This is a genomic window from Pseudomonas sp. SORGH_AS_0211 (assembly GCF_031453455.1).
GTDB lineage: Bacteria > Pseudomonadota > Gammaproteobacteria > Pseudomonadales > Pseudomonadaceae > Chryseomonas > Chryseomonas aestiva.
On record NZ_JAVIZV010000001.1, the window covers coordinates 475,484 to 498,037 of the forward strand.

Here is a 22,554-nt window from a genome sequence, read left to right on the forward strand (position 1 = left end):
GCGGAGTGGATTTTTCCCGGCGGGGCAGGTCAGATAGGCGAACCTTCATCCTTCCAGGGACGCCGACATGACCTTCGCCTACTGGTGCATCTTCCTCGTCTACCTCGTGCCCTATGGTGCGGCCTACTACGCCAAGTTCAAGGGCAGCGGCTTCACGCCCGAGGACAATCGGGATCCGCGTGGCTTTCTCGGCAAGCTGGAGGGTGCCCGGGCGCGGGCCAACGCCGCCCAGCAGAATGCCTTCGAGATCAATCCGCTGTTCGCCGCGGCGGTGATCGTCGCTCACATCACCGGTGGCGCCGAGCAGGGCACCATCAATTTCTGGGCCTTTCTCTTCCTGCTCAGCCGCATCGCCTACACCTGGCTGTACATCCGCGACCACGCCACCCGCCGCTCGCTGGCCTGGGCCGGTGGATTCTTCTGCTGCCTGTTCCTGTTCATCGCCGCGGCCTGAGTCGCTCGCGTACCAACGTCGCCGGTCTTGACCGCCGACGTTGGCTGCGGCCTGATTAGCGACCTATCCTTTCTGGCCAGCCGCCTTCATGACCGCTGCTTCGCCCGCCCAGCAGGTGCTGGGGCATTTCGCCGAACTCGCCGAGCGCCGTGGCTATACCCTGGATAGTGCCCAGCAGGCAGCCATCGAGCGCTTCGCCGCGCTGGCCGATGACCTGCTGCGTCCGCGGCTGTTCCGGCGCCAGGCGCCGCGCAGCCTCTATCTCTGGGGCCCGGTAGGGCGCGGCAAGAGCTTTCTGCTGGACGGTTTCTTCGCCGCCCTGCCGTTCGCCGAGAAGCGCCGGGTGCACTTCCATGCCTTCTTTCGCGAATTGCACGAGCGGATGTTTCGCCAGCCGCCCGGTGGCGATGCCCTGGCCGCCAGCCTGGACGAACTGCTCGCCGGCTGTCGACTGCTCTGCTTCGACGAATTCCATGTGCATGACATCGGCGACGCCATGCTCATTACCCGGCTGTTCAAGGCCCTGTTCAGCCGCGGCGTGGTGCTGATCACCACCTCCAACTATCCGCCGGAGGGACTGCTGCCCAATCCGCTCTACCACGAGCGCTTCCTGCCGGCGATCCGGCTGATCGAGACGCGCATGGACATCCTCTCGGTGGCCGGCCCCCAGGACTATCGCGGCGCCAGTCCTGCCGAGCCCGATCCCTTCGGTATCGGTGCCTATCTCTGGCCGGGCAGCCTGGGACAGCGCCAGGCGCTGGGGCTGCCGCCGCTGGCGCAGACCAGGATCGAGGTGCCGGTAGGCCATCGCAGCCTGCCCGCCATCAGCGCCACGGATGGGCTGCTGCAGTTCAGCTTTGCCGATCTCTGCGAAGGCCCCACCGCGGTCCTCGACTACCTGACCCTGAGCGAAACCTGGCAGCGCTGGCTGCTCGATGCCGTACCGCCGCTGCGCGACGCCAGCCCCGCTGCCCGCCAGCGCTTCATCAATCTGGTGGATGTGCTCTACGACCGCCGGCTGGCGCTGTTCCTGATCAGCACCGCGCCCCTCGACGAGACCCTGGCCGACAGCGAGATCGCCGACATGTCGCGGACGCGCAGCCGGCTATCGCAGCTGCGGCAGATCGGGCCGGACTAGCGCTCGGCTTTCAGCTTCGCACTGTCCAGGTGCCAGCGGCGCTGCTCGGCCGAGGCGCCGTCGACATCGTTGACCCGGCGTAGCTGATAGCGGCCGCTGAAGGTCTGGCGGGTACCGTCGGCGAGGCGCGCCTTCACCGTCACCGGGATGCTGACATGGCTCGAACCGGCCGCACCCTCGACTGGGCCAGGTTGACCGAGGGTCACCTGGACGCTGCGAGTCCTGGCATAGCCCTGGCGGAATTTCTCGTAGCTGTTGCCGGGCTGGCCGTCGCTGCCCCATAGCTGCCAGGCGGTGCCGTAGTCCCGGGCATCCAGCGCCCGGTAGTAACGCTGGACCACGGCCGCCGCCGCCTCGGCGCTGCTGGGCAGCGGACCGCAACCGGGTTCCTTGGCCGCCTCGCCATCGCCGAACAGCGCGCAGCTGCGGGCGATCTCGTCCTGCATCAGCGCGCAGCTGTTGGCGGCGTTGCAGGGCGGTCGCGTGGCGGGGGAGAGCGCTCGGCAGGTGGTGGCCAGGGCCTGGGCCGGCCGCTGCCCGATTTCCTGGGCGCAGCTGCGCGGTGAAGGCCCCGCGGCGGCCAGGGAGCCGGTGACGAGGGACAGCAGCAGGGCAGGGCAGAGCAACCAGCGTGAGTGCATCGACGCGATCCTTGGGCAAAGGCCCAGCCTAGCAGGCCAGCAACGCCGTGGAAAAAAGCTCCGCGACGGTCATCCGTCGTCTGGCTACCTCGCTGACGTAAAAGCGTCATGTGGCCGGCGCAGGGTAGGCAGATCCCGTGTCGGAGTTTGCCCCATGCCTTCGTCCAGTCCAGTCGCCTCCCTGTCGCCGCTGTCCCATCCCCTGCACAGTTCGCGCAAGCCCGGTCCGCTGCGGATCGTGCTGTTCATCGTGCTGCTGCTGACCGGTCTGGCGGTAACCCTCGGCGGTATCCACAACGATGTCAGCGATGCCCAGTCCCCGCCCACCACCTGGCTGCCCTTCGCCGGCCTGGCACTGGCGCTGGTGATCGCCCTCGGCTTCGAATTCGTCAATGGCTTCCACGACACCGCCAACGCCGTGGCCACGGTCATCTATACCCACTCGCTGCCGCCCAATGCGGCGGTGCTCTGGTCCGGCTTCTGCAACTTCCTCGGGGTGCTGTTCTCCAGCGGCGCGGTGGCCTTCAGCGTCATCGCCCTGCTGCCGGTGGACCTGGTGGTGGAAATGGGCGCAGGCAAGGGCTTTGCCATGATCTTCGCCCTGCTGATCGCCGCCATCATCTGGAATCTCGGCACCTGGTGGCTGGGCTTGCCGGCGTCCTCCTCCCATACCCTGATCGGCTCCATCATCGGCGTCGGTCTGATGCATGCCTGGCTGGGCGGCCTGGGTGGCAGCAGTGGCGTGGACTGGGGCCAGGTGGCCAAGGTCGGCTATGCACTGCTGTTCTCGCCGCTGATCGGCTTCGTCTGCGCGGCGCTGCTGCTGGTGCTGCTCAAGCGGATCGTGCGCGACCAGACGCTCTATCAGGAACCGAAGAGCGCCGAGCCGCCGCCGCCGTGGATCCGCGGCCTGCTGATCCTGACCTGCACCGGGGTGTCCTTCGCCCATGGCTCCAACGATGGCCAGAAGGGCATGGGACTGATCATGCTGATCCTGGTCGGCGCCCTGCCGACCGCCTATGCGCTCAACCGAGCTGTGCCGGCCACGGCCACGCCAGCCTTCGCCGCCGTCGCCGAGGTCACCGCCAGCGGCCTGCGCCAGGCGGCGCCCCAGGCCGCACCGGCCGATCCCCACGGGGTGCTGCTGGAATTCGTGCGCAAGCGGCAGAGCAACCCCGAGGTGCTACCCGCGCTGGCGGCCATCACCGATGACATCGCCCGCGAGGTGCGCCAGTACGGCGCGCTCAACAACGTGCCGGCGCAGAGCATGCCCAACGTGCGCAACGCCATGTACCTGGCTTCGGAATCCATCCGCCTGCTGGAAAAGGAGCACCTGCCGGGGCTGGCGCCCAAGGCGCAGGAGGATCTCAAGGAGTTCAAGCGGCAGATCGACCAGGCCACCCGCTTCATCCCGCTGTGGGTCAAGGTGGCGGTGGCCATCGCCCTGGGGCTGGGGACCCTGGTCGGCTGGCGGCGCATCGTCGTCACCGTCGGCGAACGCATCGGCAAGACCCATCTGACCTATGCCCAGGGCGCCTCGGCGGAGCTGGTGGCCATGGGCACCATCGGCGCGGCGGACGCCTTCGGCCTGCCGGTTTCCACCACCCATGTGCTGTCGTCCGGGGTGGCCGGCACCATGGCCGCCAACGGTTCCGGGCTGCAGTGGGCGACGGTGCGCAATCTGCTGCTGGCCTGGGTGCTCACCCTGCCGGTGGCCATGGCGCTGTCCGCTTCACTCTACTGGCTGCTGGTGCAGCTGTTCTGACACGGCTTCGGTCAGGCAGCGACGAAACAGCGCCACGGCCGGCAGGTCGCGCCCCGCGTGGCGGCTGATGACCTGCAGTTCGCGGTGGAAGGTGAGGGGACTCAGGGACAGCCGGCGCACCCGGGGATGCTCCAGCCAGAGGCCGGCGCAGGGCACCAGGGCCACGCCCAGGCCGTGCTCGACCATCTTGACGATGGCATCGAGTTCGTCGAGTTCGAGCACCTGGCGCACCGCCAGCCGCTGCTCGCGCAGAAAGGCGCTGACCCGCCGTCCGCCAAAGGAGTGGCGGTCGTAGCGGATGAAGGGCTGGGTCTCCAGCAGCCGGCGCGGATCGTCGCCGGCCAGCCCCGGCGGAGCGATCAGCACGAAGGGTTCCTGCAGCAGGGTGGTGGCGTGCAACTCCTTGGGCAGCTCGAAGGGCGGGCGGATCAGGATGGCCAGATCCAGATCGCCGGCATCCACCTGGCTGAGCAGGGCCAGCGAGACGCCGGGCACCAGGCGTGGTTCCAGGCGTGGCGCCTGCTGGCGCAGTCGTACCAGGGTGCCGGGCAGCAGGCCGGTCTGGACGCTGGCGATGGCGCCAATGCGCAATTCGCCCTGGATCTCGTCACCGGCGCCGGCCATGCGCGCATAGGTGGCGAGGATCTCCTCGGCCAAGGGCAGGGCGCGACGACCGGCGGCATTGAGCAGGGCGCTGCGGCCATTGCGGTCGAACAGCTTCACGCCCAGGTGCTGTTCCAGGGTGCGGATCTGGGCGCTTACCGCCGAGGGCGTGAGGCCCACGTGCAGCCCGGCCGCGGCAAAACTGCCATGACGGGCCACGGCGAGCAGGGTCTTGAGTTCGCGAAGCATGGTGGTGGCCTGAAGTCAGAGGAGGCCACTGTAGCGAGCCACAAAATTTTTGTCGCTCGGGTGCAGGAAAATGCGCTTTATGCGCAGGAAAACCTGGGGTGAGAATGGCTGCATTCTCCCTCAACAGGATGTCCCGCCATGGCCTTGTCGCCCTTCCACCTTGCCATCCCCGTCTACGACCTGGCCGCCGCCCGGCACTTCTACGGTGACGTCTTCGGCCTCGCCGAAGGCCGCTCCAGCGACCACTGGGTCGACTTCGACTTCTATGGCCATCAGCTGGTGATCCACGAACATCCCAAGACTGCGTCCCAGGACGAGGCCCATACCAACGCCGTGGACGGGCACAACGTGCCGGTACCGCACTTCGGCATCGTGCTGGGCTGGGACGAATGGGAAGCCCTGGCCGAGCGTCTACGCGCCCGGGAAACCCGGTTCGTCATCGAGCCCTATATCCGCTTCCAGGGCCAGGTCGGCGAGCAGGCCACCATGTTTCTCTTCGACCCCTGCGGCAATGCCCTGGAGTTCAAGGCCTTCAAGGACATGAGCCAGCTGTTCGCCAAATAGGGCGACTCGGCAGGTCTGATGTCGCGCAACCTAGGCAAAAGACGCGGCAGCGGCCATCCTTGAAGCCTTGCCCGTCGCCCGGTTGCCGTCATGAATGCCCGCCAGCCCTTTCTCGATCCCTATCACCAGACCATTCGCCAGCTGTCCGATCGCATCGTCGCGGCCCAGGCGCCGATCCGCATCCTCGATGCGGTGAAGTGGGACGACGGGGTGCGCCAGGGCTTCCTGGAGGGCAAGGGCCAGCGCCTGCCGGCAGTGGATCGCGCCTTCTACGAGGGGCGCCCGCTGGGTTTCGACGGCGATGCGCTCAAGGGCGAATTCCAGAGCATCGAGCGCGAGGTCACCCGCCAGCTCGGCCAGTTCAATCCGGTCGGCCAGATCATGAGGCGCATGTGCCGCGAGTACCGCATGGTGATCCGCATGCTGCAGGCGCGCGGCACCCCGGATTTCGGCCTGATCTCCCAGGAACTCTATGGCGCTGCCTCGGACGCCTTCCATGCCGGCGATCCAACCCTGGCCGACCTGGGCATGATGATGTCCAGCTACCTGGACAACATCGCCCATCGCGGCGCTCTGGAAGACGAACCCAAGACCCTCACCGCCAAGGACGCCGTACCCATCCTGCAGGCGCGTCTCAATCGGGTGTTCGGTGAGACGGAGGGCACCATCCGGGTGTTCGAATCCGATGGCATCGTCGCCGACGCCGCGGCCGGCGCCGACTACATCAAGGTGCGCGCCGACGCCCTGTTCAACGAGCGCGACGTCCGTGCGCTGGAGGTCCACGAAGGCCTGGTGCACGTCGGCACCACCCTCAATGGCCAGAACCAGCCGATCTGCACCTTCCTCGCCAAGGGCCCGCCGTCGTCCACCGTGACCCAGGAAGGCCTGGCGATCCTCATGGAGGTGATCGCCTTCGCCTCCTATCCGACCCGGCTGCGCAAGCTGACCAATCGCACCCGTGCCATCCACCTGGCCGAGGACGGCGCCGATTTTCTCGAGGTGTTCCGCTTCTTCCAGGAGCAGGGCTACGACCTGGAGTCGGGCTACCAGAACGCCAGCCGGGTGTTTCGCGGCTCGACGCCGACGGGGCTGCCCTTCACCAAGGACCTGTCCTATCTCAAGGGCTTCATCCTGATCTACAACTACATCCAGCTGGCGGTGCGCAAGGGCAAGCTGGAGCAGATCCCGCTGCTGTTCTGCGGCAAGACCACCCTGGAAGACATGCGCATCCTGCGCCAGCTGGTGGACGAAGGCGTGGTGGTACCGCCCAAGTACCTGCCGGCGCAATTCCAGGACCTCAACGCCCTGGCAGCCTGGATGTGCTTCTCCAACTTCCTCAATCACCTGAGTCTGGATCGGATCGAGGCGGATTACGCCAACATCCTCTAAGCATCCCTGCCGGCGCGGACATGAAAAAGCCCCGGCAGACCGGGGCTTTTTCTTTCAAGGCGTCGCCAACATCACTCGCCCTTGAAGGCCGCCGCGATGCTCGGCTCGCTGTCACCCGCGCGCGAATCAGCCGAACGCTCCGGCACGAAGGCCAGGGCGCGATTGAGGGCGCCGCAGGCTTCCAGGCCGCTGGCGCGGGCGATGGCTTCGGCCACCGCGCTGCCAGGGATGGTCTCGTCGCGCAGCAGCTGGTCGGTGATGTCGTCCAGCGCCGGCTTGAGCTCGGTGATCAGCGCCAGGCAGCGGTGATCCAGGCTGTGCAGCAGCTGATCGGCGGCGGCGATGCTGGGCGCGGCGTCGAAGTCGATGCCGGCGTCGCGCAGGGCCTGCAGGCTGAGCAGCGAGCCGCTCGGGCCCATGCCCAGGGAGGCGACCATGGACAGCGCCAGCTTGGAGGCTTCCTGCAGATCCTGGGCGGCACCCGAGGAGACCTCGTTGAAGTACAGCTGCTCGGCGCAACGACCGGCCAGCAGCATCTGGATGCGGCCTTCGAGTTCCGATTTCAGGTGCAGGCGCTTGTCTTCGGTGGGGGTGATCAGGGTCACGCCCAGCGCCTGGCCACGCGGCAGCAGGGTGACCTTTTCCACCCGACCGACGTTGAGCACCGCGGCGACCAGGGCATGACCGGCTTCGTGCACGGCGATGCGGGTACGCTCGGCCGAACCCAGCGGGGTGACGCCGACCGGTTGCTCGCCGATGCGGCAGGTCTCGATGGCCTCGACGAAGTGCGCCATGGTCACGGCGCTGGCGTTCTCGCGAGCGGCCAGCAGGGCGGCGTGGTTGCTGATGTAGGCGATGGCCGCCGGGGTCAGACCTACGGTGCCGCGGGAGAGGGCGGCCAGATCCAGCTCGCCTTCGCAGGGCAGCTTGCCGGCATAGAGTTCGAACAGCGCACGGCGGTCTTCCAGACTCGGCAGCGGCACGGCGATGGTGCGGTCGAAGCGACCTTCGCGGCGCAGCGCCGGATCCAGGGAGTCGGCGAAGTTGGTGGCGCCCAGCACCAGCACGCCGCTGGTGCCGTCGAAGCCGTCCAGCTCGGTGAGGAACTGGTTGATGATGCGATTGGCCTCGGCGTCGCTGGAGCGCGACTGCTCGGCGCGGCGGCCGATGCCGTCGATCTCGTCGATGAAGATGATGCAGGGCGCCTTCTTGCGCGCGGTGCGGAACAGCGACTTGACCTTCTGGATGCCGACCCCGAAGAACATCGAGGAGAAGTCACTGCCGGTCACCTGGATGAAGTGGGCGTTGCACTCGGTGGCCAGGGCCTTGGCCAGCTGGGTCTTGCCGGTGCCGGGCTCGCCGGTCAGCAGCACGCCCTTGGGCGGACGGGCACCCAGGGCGGCGAAGGCCTTGGGATTGCGCAGGCAGGTGGTGACGTCTTCCAGCGCCCGCTTGGCTTCGGCGGCGCCGACCACGTCCTTGAAGGAGATGCCGGTGCCCTTGCGATGCAGCTTGAAGGGGCTGGCGAATCTCAGGGCCAGGGGGATGGCCAGCAACAGCAGGAGCAGGTAGCCCGGCAGGTTGATCAGCAGGGCGTCGAGCCAGGGATGACGCTGCCCGGATTCGCTCCAGGTGGCCACCGGGAACAGCGGTTCGGCCTGGGTGGCGTAGTCGGCCAGCAGGCGATCGGCGATGCGCCCGCCATTGTCGGCCACGGCGTAGTGCTCGCCGCGACGGGTGTCTATGTAGAGGGTGTGATCACCGATCACGGCGCCGGTGATGGCCTTGGCGCGCAGATCGCCCAGCAGCACGGAGAGATCACGTGGCTGTTGGGTCCAGTGTTCGGGAGCCTGCTGCACGCTGGCGAGCATGGCGGTGGCGGTAGGCGCCGGCGTGCTGGGCGTGAGCCACAGCCAGCTGGCCAGGCTGAGGACGGTGACGAGGGCCAGGGCGCCGGCGACGAGCAGGCGCGGATATTTGGAAACGACGGACTTCTTCATTCACATACCGTTAGGGTAGGAGCGACATCGGACGCGGACTCCCGGATTATCGGCCTGTGGCGAAAAGGGTGAACCTCAGTTCCCCGGAAAACGATGAGTGGACTCACCATCCGTCGAGTAGCGTCACACTTTCGGTCTTTTTCGCGGTCCGCAAGACCCTGTTGTTTTGCCGCAGATGTCAGGAGTCAACGCATCCATGCCCAATCCCATCGACTGCCGCGACGGTCTCGCCGCGTTGCCGCCAGTGCTGCTCGAACGCCTGCGCCAGGCCGACGAGGTGCTGGTCCTGACCGGTGCCGGCGTGTCGGCGGAAAGCGGCATCGCCACCTTTCGCGAGGCCCTGACCGGGCTCTGGGCGCGCTTCGATCCGGCGCAACTGGCTACGGCCGAAGCCTTCGTCGAGGACCCGGTCCGGGTCTGGAGCTGGTACGAGTGGCGTCGTGCCCAGGCGCTGGCGGCCCAGCCCAATCCCGCGCACCTGGCCCTGGCGGAGTGGGGCCGGAGGCATGGGCGGTTGCGCCTGGTTACCCAGAATGTCGATGACCTGCACGAGCGCGCGGGCAGTCGCGCGGTCATCCACCTGCACGGCAGCCTGCACGCGCCGCGCTGCTTCGCGTGTGCGCGGCCCTTGGCCGCGCCGGCGTTACCGGAAGCCGAAAATCAGCGGGTGGCGCCACCACGTTGTGCCTTCTGTGGCGGTCTGGCCCGGCCTGGTGTGGTCTGGTTCGGCGAGGCGCTACCGGAAGAGGCCCTGGCCAGCGCCTGGACCCTGGCCGAGCGTTGTGACCTCTGCCTGGTGATCGGCACCTCGGGGCTGGTGCAGCCCGCGGCCAGTCTGCCAGGGGTGGCGCGCCAGCAGGGCGCCACGGTGGTGCGCATCGATCCGCAGCCGGCGGCGGATTTCAACGGTGACTGGCAGCTGCTGGGTGCAGCCGGGGCACTCCTGCCGGCGCTGCTGGAGCGCCTCTAGCCCCTTAGTGCAGCGCCTGGCCGCCGGTCCCCAGGGCATCCAGGGTGCGCTTGAGGGCGGTGTAGGCCTGACGCTGGTCGTCGTCTTCGGTCAGCAGACCGTCGAACAGGGTGGCGACCAGCGCCGGATCCTGGGCGACGAAGCGGTCGATGAGGACGTCGTTGTCCTGGCGCCCGGCGGTGATCAGCAGCACGGCGAGCTGGGCGACATAGCGTGCTGCCAGCGGATAGGCCTTGAGAAAGACCTTGAAGGGCGCATCGGCCAATCCCGGCGCGAAACCCTTGGCCAGGCCCTGCTGGGCCGCGGCGATGGCCTGGCGGACGGCGTCCTGCCAATTGCCGGCGGTCACCGCACCCGCCGGCAGGGCCCGGCGCATCTGGCCGAGCAGGCTGTTGAGGAAGATGCGGCGGTTGGCCTGGTAATCGTCGTCGGTATCGAGCAATTCGCGGCGAATGCGGACCAGGACGCGATCATCCTCGGCATCGGCGGTCACCGCCTGCTTGAAGGCCAGGGTCAGTTCGCGGTCCAGGAGGCCGGGCTTGCGGCCCTCCAGCTCGGCCTGCAGCAGCGGACCGCTGGAATCGGCGAAGAAGAAGCGCTCGGCGTGGGGTGCCAGGCGTTCGCGCAGGCGCGGCCAGAGCTCCGCCGCGAACAGTTGCTCGGCGGTGCCGCCGGAAACGATGACCCGGTGCTGCGGCGCCTCGGCCAGATAGTCGAACAGCGCGGGGGTATCGAGCGCGGTGCGATCGACGATGAGGTAACGGTGCTTCACGGCAACTCCTGAACGCGACGGCCGCACCTGTCAGGGTACGGCGAGATGGCCGTTAGTCTATAGGAAGGTGGGAACGCTTGGCCCGGCCTTTGGCCTAATCAGCCAGGGTGCAGCCCGCGACACCCTTCCTTTCGCGGCCGGAGGACACCAAGATGCGCAAGACCCCGCTGATCCTTGCCCTGAGCGCTGCCCTGGCCCTGGTGGCTGGTCCCAGCCTGGCTGCCAACAGCAACAACGACGCCGGGGTGACCGGCAACGGCATCGGTGCGCCGGGCAGCTCCAACACCAGCAACAGAGACAGTGCGGACGACACCTCCACCGCCGCCCCGTCCACCCAGAAGAAGGCCGACAAGACGCCTGCCACCAAGGCCCAGGGCAGCCAGCAGAAGCGGGTGCTCAACGATTGATGGTCAAGCAAAAGGCGCCTCTCGGGGCGCCTTTTTTCGATCGCAGCGTGTGACGGCGGAAAAGCCTCAGCAGGCGCGGGTGTAGCGGACCTGCCAGTCGAGTCGCTCATGGGTGGCCCGCTCGATACGGGCGCGACTGTCGCAGATGAAGGCTTCCAGCAGGGAGTTGTCCAGCAGATCGACCCGAGCGATGCGGCGTTGCAGGAGCGCCGTGCCGTTGGGCGCATAGACCTCGACGTTGAAGGTCGCCTGATCCTGGGCGGTCATGGCGCACAGCATCGGTTGAAAAGCGCCCTTGATAATGGTGTTCGCATCCGTGAACTTCAGCGGCTCGGCCATCGCAATCACTCCTGTCAGCTATAACGCTTTGACCGATTCTTGAGGTGCCCGTTCGACTTTTGCCACGACCGGCTGGCAGATTTGTGATGCAGGCGGTGGCGCTGCCTGTGCAGGAGACGGCCGGTCAGTTGATCAGGGTGCCAAAGGCCTTGTCCGCCTCTATCACCTCGGGCAGTTCACCCAGCAGAAGCTCCAGATCCACGCCTTCCAGCAGCGGATTGGCCAGGGCCGCCTTGGCCTGGTCGTTGATGCCGCCGTGACGCCGCAGGACAAAGGAAATCAGGCGCGCCTGGGCGACCATGCGCGCCGCAGCGGAATCCTCGGGCGCATCCTGGGGATGCAGCTGGTAGGCGATGGCATGCTGGATCACCACCGGCAGCTGCCAGCGGCGGGCCAGTTCGGCACCCACCTCCGGATAGCCGAAGCCGATGGCCTGGTCGGCGGGCACCGGGGCGCGCTGCTCGACATCGATGCGCACAGCGATGTCGGGCGCCGCGGTCCTGATCAGCAACTCGCCGATGCTGTGCAGCATGCCGCAGGTGAAGGCGGTCTCGGGATCGGCACCGGCCTGGCGGGCGAGGACGCGGCAGATGCTGGCCACATCGAAGCTGTGCTGCCAGAAATCCCGCGGATCGAAGCTGGGGTTGTGGCGGAAGGCCGCGGTCACCGCCGAGGCCAGCACCAGGGTGCGCAGGGCGTCGAAGCCCAGGCGGATGGCGGCGCCTTCGATGCTGGTGGACGGCCGCACGCCGCGAAAACGCACCGAGTTGGCCAGGCGCAGGACCTTGGCCGAGAGCACCGGATCCAGCGCCAGGTTCCGGGCGACGTCTTCGATGCTGCTGTCGGGATCGTCGAACTGCTGGATCAGCTCCTGAGCCACCTTGGGAATGCTGGGAAGGGTATGCAGGTGATCGAACAGAGCATCGATTTCCATGATGGCGCCTGGTTTGTTCTATACCGAAGATGGGAGCTGATAAGTCGTTGAAAGCATGAACGACGGCCTGGGCACTGCCAAGCCTAGCCGAGAATTCGCAGCGAAGAGCTTAGCGGGCCGGGCGCTGCGGGTTGCAGGACGAGCTGACCGGTGGCGTCATTTCGCCGCCGTCCGTTGGCTCGATCCGTGCGCGGCCGTGGTCCTATTCGGTCCAGTGATGGGCGAAGCGATGACCAGACGTCTATTGTCTTGCTTGAGTCCGCTTTCCGCCGACGACGGGCCACGAATGGGATAGCATCCAGTGATATCAGTTGGCCACTAAATTTGGCGTTCGAGTTGTGCAATGACTTATCAGACTCACATTCGCCAGATGCTGCAGTTGCCCAATGTGCTGGCGCAGAGCACCGGCATCCTGGGCTGGTTGATCAGCGTGCTGATCAACCCCTTCCTGACCGCCGGGGTACCGGCCTGGGGCTGGCTGGCCTTTGCCGGCATGATCGGCTCCTGCCTGGCCATGACCACCGCCCGGCGTTTCGCCGTCTGGCGGCTGTTCGCCCTGGTGTTCGTGCTGTTCGAGGCCCTGGCCTTTCGGTTCCAGATCCTCAGCATGGGCGAGGCCGGCCATGCCTGGATGATTCCCATGGCCATCGTCATCATCCTCGGCTCGACCATTCTGTTTTCCCATGTGCTCGACTATGGCATCGCCGCCGCGGCGGTCTGGTTGCTGCTGTTCTATGGCGAACTGGACACCATCACTGCAGCGGCCCTGCCGCTGTTCGTGGTCATGCTGGGGGCCAGCCTGGCACTGGGGCTGCTGCTCAATGCCACCTTCGTACGCATCGTCGCCAGCACCCTGGAACTCAAGGAACGCTATCGGCTGCAGGCGGAAACCGATGCCCTCACCGGGATCAGCAACCGACGCGCACTGATGCTGGACATGGAGCAGGTCTGCCGAGAGGGATCGCCGTCCTGGTATTTCGTCATGCTCGACATCGACGACTTCAAGCGGATCAATGACCGCTTCGGCCACGACGTGGGGGACCAGGTGCTCAAGGAGATGGCCGTTACCCTGGGCAGGCACTTCCCGGATGGACGCTTCGGACGCCTGGGTGGCGAGGAATTCGGCGTGCTATTGCAGTCCGAGGACGAGCGCCAGCTGGCGCAGCGACTGCAGGCGCTGCTGGACGATATCCGCAGCAACACCTGCACCGGCAGCTGCTTTTCCTTCAGCGCCGGGGTGGCGCGCCTCGCCCCGGGCTATCAGCCCTCGGAGCTGCTCAAGCAGGCCGATGGCGAGCTCTATCAGGCCAAGCGCGCCGGCAAGGACCGGGTGCACTACCGCGGCGGCATGATCTGCGGCTAGGCCCGTCCGCACGGCGCCCGGGCCACGCCTAGAGCGCCTGATCTTCCAGCGGCGGATGGGTGCGATTGCGGCCCAGGTGCTTGGCGCGGTAGAGCGCGGCATCGGCGCTGGCCAGCAGGTCGGCGGGCTGGGGCGGCGGGGTCTGGCCGGGCGGCTGGACGGCGATGCCGAGACTGACGGTGATGCGGCCGAAGGGACTGGTGGCATGGGCCACCTCCAGCACCTGCAGGCGTTCCTGGACCGTGGCGGCCACGCGCTGGGCGCCGCTTTCGTCGCAGTTGGGCAGCAGCAGGACCATCTCTTCGCCGCCGTAGCGCGCCGCCAGGTCGCCCGGGCGGCGCGCCGCCGAGGCCACCACGCCGGCTACCGCCTGCAGGCAGCGATCGCCCGCGGGATGGCCATAGTGGTCGTTGTAGGCCTTGAAGTGATCGATGTCGATCATCAGCAGGCTGAGCGACTGGGCGTTGCGTTGCGCCCTGGCCAGCTCCACCGGCAGCAGGTTGTCGAACTGCCGACGATTGCCCAGCCCGGTCAGGCTGTCCTTGAGCGTCAGCAGGTGCAACTCGTCATGGGCCTGGCGCAGGGCCACGGCACTGCGTTCGCCGGCGCGGATCTCGCGCAGCAGGCTGAAGCCGAAGACCAGCATGCCGACGATGATGAGGCCGACCACCGTCACCGACCTCAGCATGTCCTGGCGCCAGCTGGCGAGGATGTCGCTCCGGGAGATACCGGCCAGCGCCACCAGCGGATAGCCTTCCAGATGCTGGAAGGCATAGAGGCGTTCACGGCCGTCGAGCATGGCGCGCACCAGGGCGGTACCGCTGGGGGCCTGGGTCACGTACTGGCGAAACAGCGCGCTGCTGGCCAGCGGGGTGCCGACGTGCTCGGGGACATAGGGCCGGCGGACCATCAGGGTGCCATCGTCCTGCGCCAGGGTGATGGCGCCACGGGCGTCCAGTTTGAAGCGCTCGTAGTAGTCGACGAAGTACTGCAGGCGGATGGTGGCCAGCAGGACACCGGCGAAGCGACCGTCGCGGTCTTCCAGCCGGCGTGATACCGGGATGATCAACTCGTGGGTGCTGCGACTCTCGATCACCGTGCCGACGTGCAGCACGTCGGCGGCGTGCTGGCGGTGAAACTGGAAATACTCGCGATCGGCATTGTTGGCCCGGGGCGGTTCGCTGCTCTTGTCGGTCACCCGCCATTCGCCATCGCGACCGTAGATGAACAGCCCGTGCAGTTGCGGCAGGAGGGCCGCCTGGCGCGCCAGCAGGCGATGCACGCGGGGGCGGTCCAGTTGATCGAGGGGTTGATCCTCCAGGCGGTCGCGGATGCTGACCAGCAGCGAATCCGCTTCCTTGATGGCGTCGTCGGCATGCTGCGCCGCCGCCAGGGCGATGTTGCCGACGTCGCTGCGCGCGCTGGCGAAGGCGTTCTGGTAGTTGCGCCATACCTGCCAGGACTCCAGCGCCAGGATCACCGCGACGGCGCAGACCAGCAGCCACAGCGCCCGGCGCTGGGTGGCCGGGTTGCGCGGCGGGAGGGGAGTATCGTCGGCGTCGACCATGGCGGGAGAGCTTCCTCGTCCTCGGTGTGCAGGAGACCGCGAGCCGGGCGATTCAGGCCACTACACGGGGATAAAAGTCAGACAAGTCTACAGTTTCGTCGGAATCTTGCAGAGCGTACGAATCCTCGTGGCCCAGCCGTGGTCACTAGCGATATAGCTGTCCTTGGGATGGCGCCCAGCCAACTGCCCGACCGGGAGGTCAAAGATGTCGCAGATCGCCGAACAGATCGTCGAAGACGCCATGCAGCGCATCGAGGAGAACGAGCCGCAGCATGCCGCCGATCCCGTGCGCAACTTTTCCCTGACCCTGACCGATCCCGCGGAGATCCGGGTCGGCGCGGAAATCTACTTTCTCTTCGAACAGCGCCTCAAGGGGTTCTATCCGGACGCCCGGGTCGTGGTGCGTGGCCATGCCGCCGAGGGCTACAACATCACCGCCCAGGTCGAGCGCCGCCGCTCGGCCTGACGGCCCGGCCCTCAGCCCGTGCTAGGTGGGGGCCAGCTTGACCAGTTGCCGGGCCAGTAGCGGCCCGGTCAGCACCACGCCGATCAGGCGCAACGCCTGCATGGCCAGCACCAGACCGACATCGGCATGGGCATCCACCGCGATGATGGCCATGGAATCCAGTCCGCCCGGACTGGTCGCCAGGTAGGCGGTAAGAAAGTCCACGTGCATCAGCTTCGCCATCAGCAGTGCCGAGAGAGCACAGAGCGCGATCAGCAACAGCGAGGCGAAGATCATCTTGGGCAGGGCGCGCCAGACATAGGCGACCGTGGCCCGATCGAACCTCAGGCCGACATAGCAGCCCATCGCGCCGTAGGCCGCCGCGAGCAGCAGATGGGGCAGGGTGATGTCCAGCCAGCCGTTGAGTTGCAGCAGCGTGCCCAGGGCGATCGGCAGCAGCAGGGCACCGGCAGGAAACAGCCGGCCACCCAGCCAGCTGCCGGCGAGGGCCACCGCCAGGGTCAGCGCCAGGTTGAAGGCGAAGTGGCCGTCCAGGCTGACCACCGTCGCCTGATGCCCGGTGCCGCTGCCTTCGGCGCCCAGCAACCGGCCCACCAGCGCACTGATCAGCACCACGCAGACCACCCGGACATATTGCATGGTGGCGACGATGCGTGGATCGGCGCCGTATTCCTCGGCCATGGCTACCATGGCGGCCGCAGCGCCAGGCGTGGTGCCCCAGGCGGCGGTACTGCCGGGCAGACCACCGAAGCGCACCAGCAGGGCGCCGGTGAGCAGGCTGAGCAGCACGGTCAGGGCGGTGGCCAGCAGCATCACCGGCCAGTGCTCGGCGACCGTGAGCAGCACCGCGGCGGTCATGGCGTGGGCGATCAGGCAGCCCACCACGCCTTGGCCGGTCTGGAACAGCCGCCGCGGCAGGCGGATGGAGGCACCGCAGACGCCAAAGGCGATGGCCACCAGCATGGGGCCGAGAAAGAGTGCCGCGGGTACCTGCAGCCAGCTGAGTCCGCCCCCGACCAGGGCGGAACAGAGGATCAGGGCCAGCCATTGCAGCAGGGGTGGATAGGGCGAGGTGGCAGGCAGGGTGGGCAAGGCGGTCTCCGGACGGCGGGGGACCGGCGCGGCGTACCGACCCCGGGGCCGGCACGGGGCCGACCCTGGAGACGATTATACGACCTTTGCCGCTTTCAATGGCCTTTCAGTCGCTGAAAAAACCGTTGGCTAGCGCACCAGGTGCAGGAACTGCAAATGGCGTTCGTACTGGTCGAGCATGTCGTTGAGGATCTGCTCGCGGTTGTAGCCCACCAGGTCGTAGTCCTGGCTGCCTTCGGTGAGGTGCACCTCGGCGCGGTAGTAGCGGCGGTTCTTCAGGTGCAGGCCGCCGATGCCGGCGCGGGCGAAGGAGGGCGTGAAGTAGCCCTGCATGATCACCTGGTAGATGAAGGGATGCTCCTCGCCATGGCCGATGATGAGTTGCAGGTTGGCGTTGGTGGCGTCGAACTGGGTCTCCACCACCAGGCCCTTCTCCCGCGAGACCTCGACCATCTCTTCCATGGCCGGGCGCACGGTACTGTCCATGAAGCGATAGACCTCGTCCCGCGAGGGGAAGTACACCGCCTGGGACAGTCGCTGGCGCCAGCCGCCATGGCGGGCCTTGCCGTTGGTCGCCACCGGCGCGAGCGAGTGCAGCCGCGCCCGCTGGCGCTGGGATTCCAGGTGCAGCGCCTTGTGCAGGCCCCACATCATCAGCAGCACCACCACCGAGAAGGGGAGCGACGTCAGCACCACCGCGGATTTGAGCGCGTCCATGCTGCCGGCGAACAGCAGGCCGCCCGTGACCAGCGCCACGGCCGCGCCCCAGAACACCCGCAACCACTTGGGACCGTCTTCGTCGGCCTCGCCGCCGGTGGACGACAGGGTCGAGAGCACCACGGTGCCGGAATCGGCCGAGGTGACGAAGAAGACGAAGCTCACCAGCACGGCGACGCTGATCACCACGCGGCTGGCCGGATAGGTTTCCAGCACCTGATAGAAGACCATGGCCGGATCGGTGAGCGCGGTCTGCGCCAGACCGGTCATGCCCTGGCCGAGGACCAGCTCCAGGGCGCTGTTGCCGAAGATCGACAGCCAGGCCAGGGTGAAGCCCAGCGGGATGAACAGCACGCCGAAGACGAATTCGCGGATGGTGCGACCGCGCGAGATGCGCGCGATGAACAGCCCGACGAAGGGAGCCCAGGCGATCCACCAGGCCCAGTAGAACACCGTCCAGCCGCCCAGCCAGTCGGACGGCTCGTCATAGGCATAGAGATCGAAGCTCTTGCCCGGCAACGCGGCGAGATAGTCGCCGATGTTCTGGATCAGGGTGTTGAGCAGGTGCTGGGTCGGACCGGCGAACAGCACGAACAGCAGCAGGGCGACGGCCAGCACCATGTTGATGTCGGACATGATGCGCACGCCCTTGTCGACGCCGGAGACGGCCACGGCGATCGCCGCGCCCATCATCAGCACGATGAGGATCAGTTGCACCCAGTGGCTGTGGCTGATGCCGAACAGGTAGTCGAGACCGGCATTGAGGTGCAGCACCCCGAAGCCCAGGTCGGCGCCGAGGCCGAAGATGGTGGCGATGATGCCGAAGGCGTCCACGGCGTGGCCGATGGGCCCGTTGATGCGCTTGCCGATCAGCGGATAGAGCGCCGAACGCAGCGCCAGCGGCAGGTTGTGGCGATAGGCGAAATAGGCCAGGGCCATGGCCACCAGGGCGAACACGCCCCAGCCGTGCAGGCCCCAGTGCAGGAAGAGGATCTGCATGGCCTGGCGCGCGGCCGCCGGATTGCCGCCTTCGCCGGCCGGCGGCTGGGCGAAGTGGGTCAGGGGTTCGGATACGCAGAAGAAGAACAGGGTGATGCTGATGCCCGCGGCGAACAGCATGCCGGCCCAGGACAGATAGCTGAACTCGGGTTGGTCGTGGTCGGCACCGAGCTTGATCTTGCCGTAGCCGGACAGCGCGGTGACCACCACGAACACCAGATAGAGCGACATGGCCAGCAGGTAGTACCAGCCGACCGTATTGGCGGCCCAGGTCTGGGCCTGCAGCAGCCAGGCACCGGCCTGCTCGGGACGGCCGATGACCACCAGGGAAAACAGCAGGATCACTGCGGCCGCGCAATAGAAGGCGGGGGGATTCAGCTTTACGGTGCCGGATGAGGGCGTCGCACTCATGAGGACTCCTTGCGAACTGCCAAAGGGAAGAATGCTTTTTTAATTGATCGTTCGATTAAAAAAGAATACCACAGGAGGCCCCCGAGGTGAACGCTTCGAGTCAGCGAGGCGTTGAAAGTTGCCGCTTAGAGGGCTTGCTTATGCCGGTGGTCGACTTTGGTCGAGCCAGGGCCGAATGGTCAGAACCGTAACCTCTTGGCAAAGTCTGTTGGGTATGACTCAGGCATCTTCTCCCTTCGGCTCCTATCGTCCACTACTGCTTCTGGTAGAGGACGAACCGTTGCTGCGGGAATTGGCCACCGAGGCCCTGGAGTCCTTGGTGGACCTCCAGGTGGTGGCCGTGTCGACCGCCGATGCGGCGCTGAGCTATCTGGAACAGAACGGTGCCCGCATCGACGTGCTCTTCACCGACGTGCGCATGCCGGGACGCCTGGATGGCGAGGCCCTGGCCCAATTGGTCTCTCAGCGCTGGCCGCACATCCCGGTGATTCTCACCTCCGGCGATCGCCTGACGGTCCCCCGCGGCGCCGGCCGCACCCGCTTCATGCCCAAGCCCTGGCATATCGACGACATGGCCAATTGCGTCAACGAGGTGCTGGGGCAGAGTCGGGTGGCGTGAGGGGCTGGCTGCCCGGCGGCGTCGCCATCACTGGTCGAAGTTGCCCTGTAGGAGCGGCCCATGGCCGCGATTGCAGCTATGCAGACTGCTCGGTGTAAACCCTGAGTGACTCAATGGTGACCTTGCGGCTGCGGTCCCTCGCCCCAATCTTCTCCCAAGGGGAGAGGGGGCTCTACGAGCGGGGCTCGACTCCATTCCTTCCGGCAAGTCCGTAATCCAACGTCACGCTCACTGGCACGTCTCATCACGGGTGGCACCGTAGCGTGGAAAACGGCGCAGCCTTTTCCACAGGTAGCTACGTACCGCGCTGTGCCCTCACCCCAACCCTCTCCCAGGGGGGAGAGGGGGCTGTCCGAGCGGGTTTTTTGCTTTATCAGCTCCAGCAAGATCGCGATCAGCTATCGGGCTGGCACCCGCAGGGGCGGCCGCATCGAGGACCGCCATGGCCGCATCGGCTCGCCCTACGGCTGCCATTGCGGATCCTTGCCGCTCAGCTTGCGATCCAGGAAGAAGGCGGTGCTGATCAGGGCCAGGTGCGACAGGGCCTGGGGCAGGTTGCCGAGGGGATAGCCGCGCTTGTCCAGTTCCTCGGCATAGAGACCCAGGGGGTTGGCGTAGCCCAGCAGCTTTTCGAACTCCAGGTGGGCTTCGTCGACGCGACCGGCGCGGGCCAGGCATTCGACGTACCAGAAGGAGCAGGCGACAAAGGCGCCTTCTTCCCCCTTGAGGTTGTCCGCCGGGGTGTCGACCGGGTTGTAGCGGCGGATCATGCCGTCGTAGGCCAGGTTGGCCTTGATGGCGTCCAGGGTGGACAGCCACATGGGGTCGGTGGCGCTGACGAAGCGCACCAGCGGCATCAGCAGCAGGGCGGCGTCCAGGCTCTTGCCGTGGCGGGTCGAGGTGAAGTGACCCAGCTCGGCGTTCCAGAAGTTGTCCCAGATGTCTTCCTGGATGGCGGCGCGAGCGGCGTACCAGCGCTCGTAGGGCATCGGCAGCGAGCGCTTGACCGACAGCCGCATGGCGCGGTCGATGGCCACCCAGCACATCAGCCGTGAGTGCAGGAAGTGCTCGGGATCGCCGCGCATCTCCCAGATGCCGGCATCGGGCTGGTTCCAGTGCTCGCAGACGTGGTCGATCATCCGCACCACGTCCTTCCAGCCATGGTGGGAGATGGCTTCGCCATACTTGTTGGACAGGTAGATGGCGTCCATCAGCTCGCCGTAGATGTCCAGCTGGACCTGCTTGTAGGCCTCGTTGCCGATGCGCACCGGACTCGAGTTCGCATAGCCTGCAAGATGGTCGAGGGTTTCCTCGGGCAGGTCCAGGCCGCCGTCCAGGCGATACATGATCTGCAGCTTTTCCGGGGCGTTGTGGCTGTTTTCCACGCACTGGCCCACCCAGTGGGTGAAATCCTTGGCTTCCTGGGTGTAGCCCAGGCGCATGAAGGCGTAGACGGTAAAGGAGGCGTCGCGGATCCAGGAGGCGCGATAGTCCCAGTTGCGCTCGCCGCCCAGGGCTTCCGGCAGGCTGAAGGTGGCGGCCGCGGCGATGGAGCCGTGCTTGCAGGAGGTCAGCAGCTTCAGCGCCAGGGCCGAGCGGGTGACCATCTCGCGCCAGCGCCCCTGGTAATGGCTCTTGGCGGCCCAGGAGGTCCAGTAGGAGAGGGTGTCCTCGAAGCAGAGATCGCTCTGGCCGGCGACGACCTTGTCGTCTTCCTTGCAGCCAAAGACGAAATCCAGTTGCTCACCCTGTTCCAGTTCGAACTCGGCCGATGCCGCGTTGCCGTCCACCCGCAGGGTGACGCTTGACGCCAGGCGCAGGGTCGGCTGGCCAGCGGCCTCGAACAGGGCGCCGCCGTCCACCAGACGGGCGCGGGTCTCGGCCCGGGCGTAGTCGTGGGCCGGCGCGCAGACCAGGCGGAAGCGGCAGCGGCCGGCCACCACCTGCACGCGGCGGACGATACGTGGCTGGGTGTCCTCGCTGCTGCACACCGGCATCAGGTCGGTGACCTCGGCGACCCCTTCCGCCGACAGCCAGCGGGTCTGCAGGATGTTGGTGTCCGGCAGGTAGAGCTGCTGCTCGCGGGCGTCTTCCCAGACCGGGGCCAGGCTGAAATAGCCGGCCTTTTCCGAATCGAGCAGGGCGGCGAACACCGAGGGGCTGTCCAGGTTCGGCCAGCAGAAGTGGTCGATGGTGCCGTCGGTGGCGACCAGGGCGCAGGTGCGCAGGTCGCCGATGACACCGTGGGCGCCGATACTGCGGCGGGCGTGCACGGAGGAGGAATCAGCCATTGTCTTCGAATCCCGGATAGAGGCACATGCCGCCGTCGACGAACAGGGTGGTGCCGACGATGTAGTCGGCCAGGTCACTGGCGAGAAAGACCGCCGCGTTGCCCACGTCGTCGACATGGCCGACGCGCTTGTAGGGGATCAGCCTGAGCAATTCGCGGGCCTTGGCCTCGTCACCGGTCACCTCTTCGTTGATGGCGGTGGCGATGGCGCCCGGGGCGATGCTGTTGACGCGGATGCCTTCGGCGGCGACCTCCTGTGCCAGGCTGCGCATCAGCAGATTGACCCCACCCTTGGACGCGGCGTAGTTGACGTGCCCGGCCCAGGGAATGACCTCGTGCACCGAGCTCATGTGGATGATCTTGCCCAGGGCCCGCGAGATGTTCTCGTCGCGGCCCTGCTGGCGGAACTGGCGGATCGCCGCCTGGGCGCAGAGAAACTGGCCGGTGAGGTTGGTGTTGATCACCGTGTTCCAGTCCTTGAGCGACATGTCGGCCACCGCCGCGTCCTTTTGCAGACCGGAGTTGGCGACCAGGATGTCCAGTCGGCCGAAGGCTTCCAGGGTGCGCTCGAACAGGGCCTTGACCGCGTCCTCGTCACCGACGTCACCGCCAACGGTGACGGCGCGGCCTCCGGCGTCCTGGATGCGCCTGGCCAGTTCTTCGGCAGGTTCGGCGTGGGAATGGTAATTGATGGCGACGGCGGCACCGGCCTTGCCCAGGGCTTCGGCGACGGCGGCGCCGATCCCGGAGCTGCCGCCGGTGACCAGGGCGACCTGGCCGTTGAGGGAAAGCTGCATGTCCAGAC

21 protein-coding genes are annotated in these 22,554 nt (G+C 66.9%); 10 read left to right on the plus strand and 11 right to left on the minus strand.

Annotated elements, in window-relative coordinates; translation table 11 throughout:
• Positions 1-67 precede the first annotated feature (67 nt).
• Both QE393_RS02210 and zapE read left to right on the plus strand, forming a co-directional pair.
• On the plus strand, positions 68-454 hold the full coding sequence (locus QE393_RS02210) for an MAPEG family protein (RefSeq protein ID WP_310041871.1): 387 nt from the start codon (positions 68-70) through the stop codon (positions 452-454).
• A gap of 88 nt (positions 455-542) precedes the next feature.
• Positions 543-1,592 (plus strand): cell division protein ZapE, encoded by a 1,050-nt coding sequence (gene zapE / locus QE393_RS02215; RefSeq protein ID WP_310041874.1) that lies wholly within the window; start codon positions 543-545, stop codon positions 1,590-1,592.
• Here the strand turns inward: zapE and QE393_RS02220 are convergent.
• Complete coding sequence (locus QE393_RS02220; protein WP_310041876.1) at positions 1,589-2,233, minus strand: hypothetical protein; 645 nt, start codon at positions 2,231-2,233, stop codon at positions 1,589-1,591. The two genes, zapE and QE393_RS02220, sit on opposite strands and share 4 nt — an antisense overlap.
• A gap of 154 nt (positions 2,234-2,387) precedes the next feature.
• Between QE393_RS02220 and QE393_RS02225 the strand changes: the two genes are divergently transcribed.
• Entirely contained in the window at positions 2,388-3,998 is a 1,611-nt protein-coding gene (locus tag QE393_RS02225; RefSeq protein WP_310041877.1) for an inorganic phosphate transporter, read from the plus strand.
• On the opposite strand, the gene QE393_RS02230 is transcribed toward QE393_RS02225, so the two are convergent.
• Positions 3,966-4,850 (minus strand): LysR family transcriptional regulator, encoded by an 885-nt coding sequence (locus QE393_RS02230; RefSeq protein ID WP_310041880.1) that lies wholly within the window; start codon positions 4,848-4,850, stop codon positions 3,966-3,968. The genes QE393_RS02225 and QE393_RS02230 overlap by 33 nt on opposite strands.
• Before the next feature lie 138 nt (positions 4,851-4,988).
• On the opposite strand from QE393_RS02230, the gene QE393_RS02235 reads away from it, so the two are divergent.
• Together QE393_RS02235 and QE393_RS02240 are read left to right on the plus strand one after the other, a co-directional pair.
• Positions 4,989-5,414: a VOC family protein gene (locus tag QE393_RS02235; protein WP_133862875.1), complete on the plus strand. Its 426-nt coding sequence runs from the start codon at positions 4,989-4,991 to the stop codon at positions 5,412-5,414.
• 90 nt (positions 5,415-5,504) lie between these two features.
• Complete coding sequence (locus tag QE393_RS02240; RefSeq protein ID WP_273809697.1) at positions 5,505-6,803, plus strand: flavohemoglobin expression-modulating QEGLA motif protein; 1,299 nt, start codon at positions 5,505-5,507, stop codon at positions 6,801-6,803.
• 71 nt (positions 6,804-6,874) lie between these two features.
• Here QE393_RS02240 and QE393_RS02245 read toward each other — a convergent pair whose 3' ends face one another.
• Complete coding sequence (locus tag QE393_RS02245; RefSeq protein ID WP_310041883.1) at positions 6,875-8,803, minus strand: AAA family ATPase; 1,929 nt, start codon at positions 8,801-8,803, stop codon at positions 6,875-6,877.
• A 196-nt stretch (positions 8,804-8,999) separates the two neighbouring features.
• Here QE393_RS02245 and QE393_RS02250 point away from each other — a divergent pair, with 196 nt between their 5' ends.
• The gene (locus QE393_RS02250; RefSeq protein WP_310041885.1) at positions 9,000-9,773 is read left to right on the plus strand and encodes an NAD-dependent deacylase; all 774 of its coding nucleotides are present in this window, start codon (positions 9,000-9,002) and stop codon (positions 9,771-9,773) included.
• A 4-nt stretch (positions 9,774-9,777) separates the two neighbouring features.
• On the opposite strand, the gene QE393_RS02255 is transcribed toward QE393_RS02250, so the two are convergent.
• On the minus strand, positions 9,778-10,545 hold the full coding sequence (locus QE393_RS02255) for a hypothetical protein (protein ID WP_310041886.1): 768 nt from the start codon (positions 10,543-10,545) through the stop codon (positions 9,778-9,780).
• 152 nt (positions 10,546-10,697) lie between these two features.
• Here QE393_RS02255 and QE393_RS02260 point away from each other — a divergent pair, with 152 nt between their 5' ends.
• Entirely contained in the window at positions 10,698-10,952 is a 255-nt protein-coding gene (locus QE393_RS02260) for a hypothetical protein (protein ID WP_273809705.1), read from the plus strand.
• Between the two features lie 66 nt (positions 10,953-11,018).
• Here the strand turns inward: QE393_RS02260 and QE393_RS02265 are convergent, their stop codons facing one another.
• A complete protein-coding gene (locus QE393_RS02265) occupies positions 11,019-11,291 on the minus strand; it encodes a hypothetical protein (RefSeq protein WP_133862881.1) in 273 nt (90 codons plus the stop codon).
• 124 nt (positions 11,292-11,415) lie between these two features.
• Positions 11,416-12,228, minus strand: coding sequence for an HDOD domain-containing protein (locus QE393_RS02270; RefSeq protein WP_310045605.1), 813 nt, complete (start codon positions 12,226-12,228; stop codon positions 11,416-11,418).
• Between the two features lie 340 nt (positions 12,229-12,568).
• On the opposite strand from QE393_RS02270, the gene QE393_RS02275 reads away from it, so the two are divergent.
• Complete coding sequence (locus QE393_RS02275; RefSeq protein WP_310041890.1) at positions 12,569-13,588, plus strand: GGDEF domain-containing protein; 1,020 nt, start codon at positions 12,569-12,571, stop codon at positions 13,586-13,588.
• 28 nt (positions 13,589-13,616) lie between these two features.
• Here the strand turns inward: QE393_RS02275 and QE393_RS02280 are convergent, their stop codons facing one another.
• Positions 13,617-15,155 (minus strand): sensor domain-containing diguanylate cyclase, encoded by a 1,539-nt coding sequence (locus QE393_RS02280; protein WP_310041893.1) that lies wholly within the window; start codon positions 15,153-15,155, stop codon positions 13,617-13,619.
• A 205-nt stretch (positions 15,156-15,360) separates the two neighbouring features.
• Here QE393_RS02280 and QE393_RS02285 point away from each other — a divergent pair, with 205 nt between their 5' ends.
• A complete protein-coding gene (locus QE393_RS02285) occupies positions 15,361-15,621 on the plus strand; it encodes a hypothetical protein (protein ID WP_133862885.1) in 261 nt (86 codons plus the stop codon).
• Positions 15,622-15,642: 21 nt separating this feature from the next.
• Here the strand turns inward: QE393_RS02285 and QE393_RS02290 are convergent, their stop codons facing one another.
• On the minus strand, positions 15,643-16,713 hold the full coding sequence (locus tag QE393_RS02290) for an AbrB family transcriptional regulator (protein ID WP_405046223.1): 1,071 nt from the start codon (positions 16,711-16,713) through the stop codon (positions 15,643-15,645).
• A 129-nt stretch (positions 16,714-16,842) separates the two neighbouring features.
• A complete protein-coding gene (gene betT, locus QE393_RS02295) occupies positions 16,843-18,807 on the minus strand; it encodes a choline BCCT transporter BetT (protein ID WP_310045606.1) in 1,965 nt (654 codons plus the stop codon).
• Positions 18,808-19,054: 247 nt separating this feature from the next.
• Between betT and QE393_RS02300 the strand changes: the two genes are divergently transcribed.
• On the plus strand, positions 19,055-19,459 hold the full coding sequence (locus tag QE393_RS02300; protein ID WP_310041895.1) for a response regulator: 405 nt from the start codon (positions 19,055-19,057) through the stop codon (positions 19,457-19,459).
• Positions 19,460-19,920: 461 nt separating this feature from the next.
• On the opposite strand, the gene QE393_RS02305 is transcribed toward QE393_RS02300, so the two are convergent.
• Positions 19,921-21,750 (minus strand): glycoside hydrolase family 15 protein, encoded by a 1,830-nt coding sequence (locus tag QE393_RS02305; RefSeq protein WP_273809712.1) that lies wholly within the window; start codon positions 21,748-21,750, stop codon positions 19,921-19,923.
• A complete protein-coding gene (locus tag QE393_RS02310; RefSeq protein WP_310041896.1) occupies positions 21,743-22,546 on the minus strand; it encodes an SDR family oxidoreductase in 804 nt (267 codons plus the stop codon). Before QE393_RS02310 ends, QE393_RS02305 begins: the two co-directional genes overlap by 8 nt.
• Between the last annotated feature and the right edge of the window lie 8 nt (positions 22,547-22,554).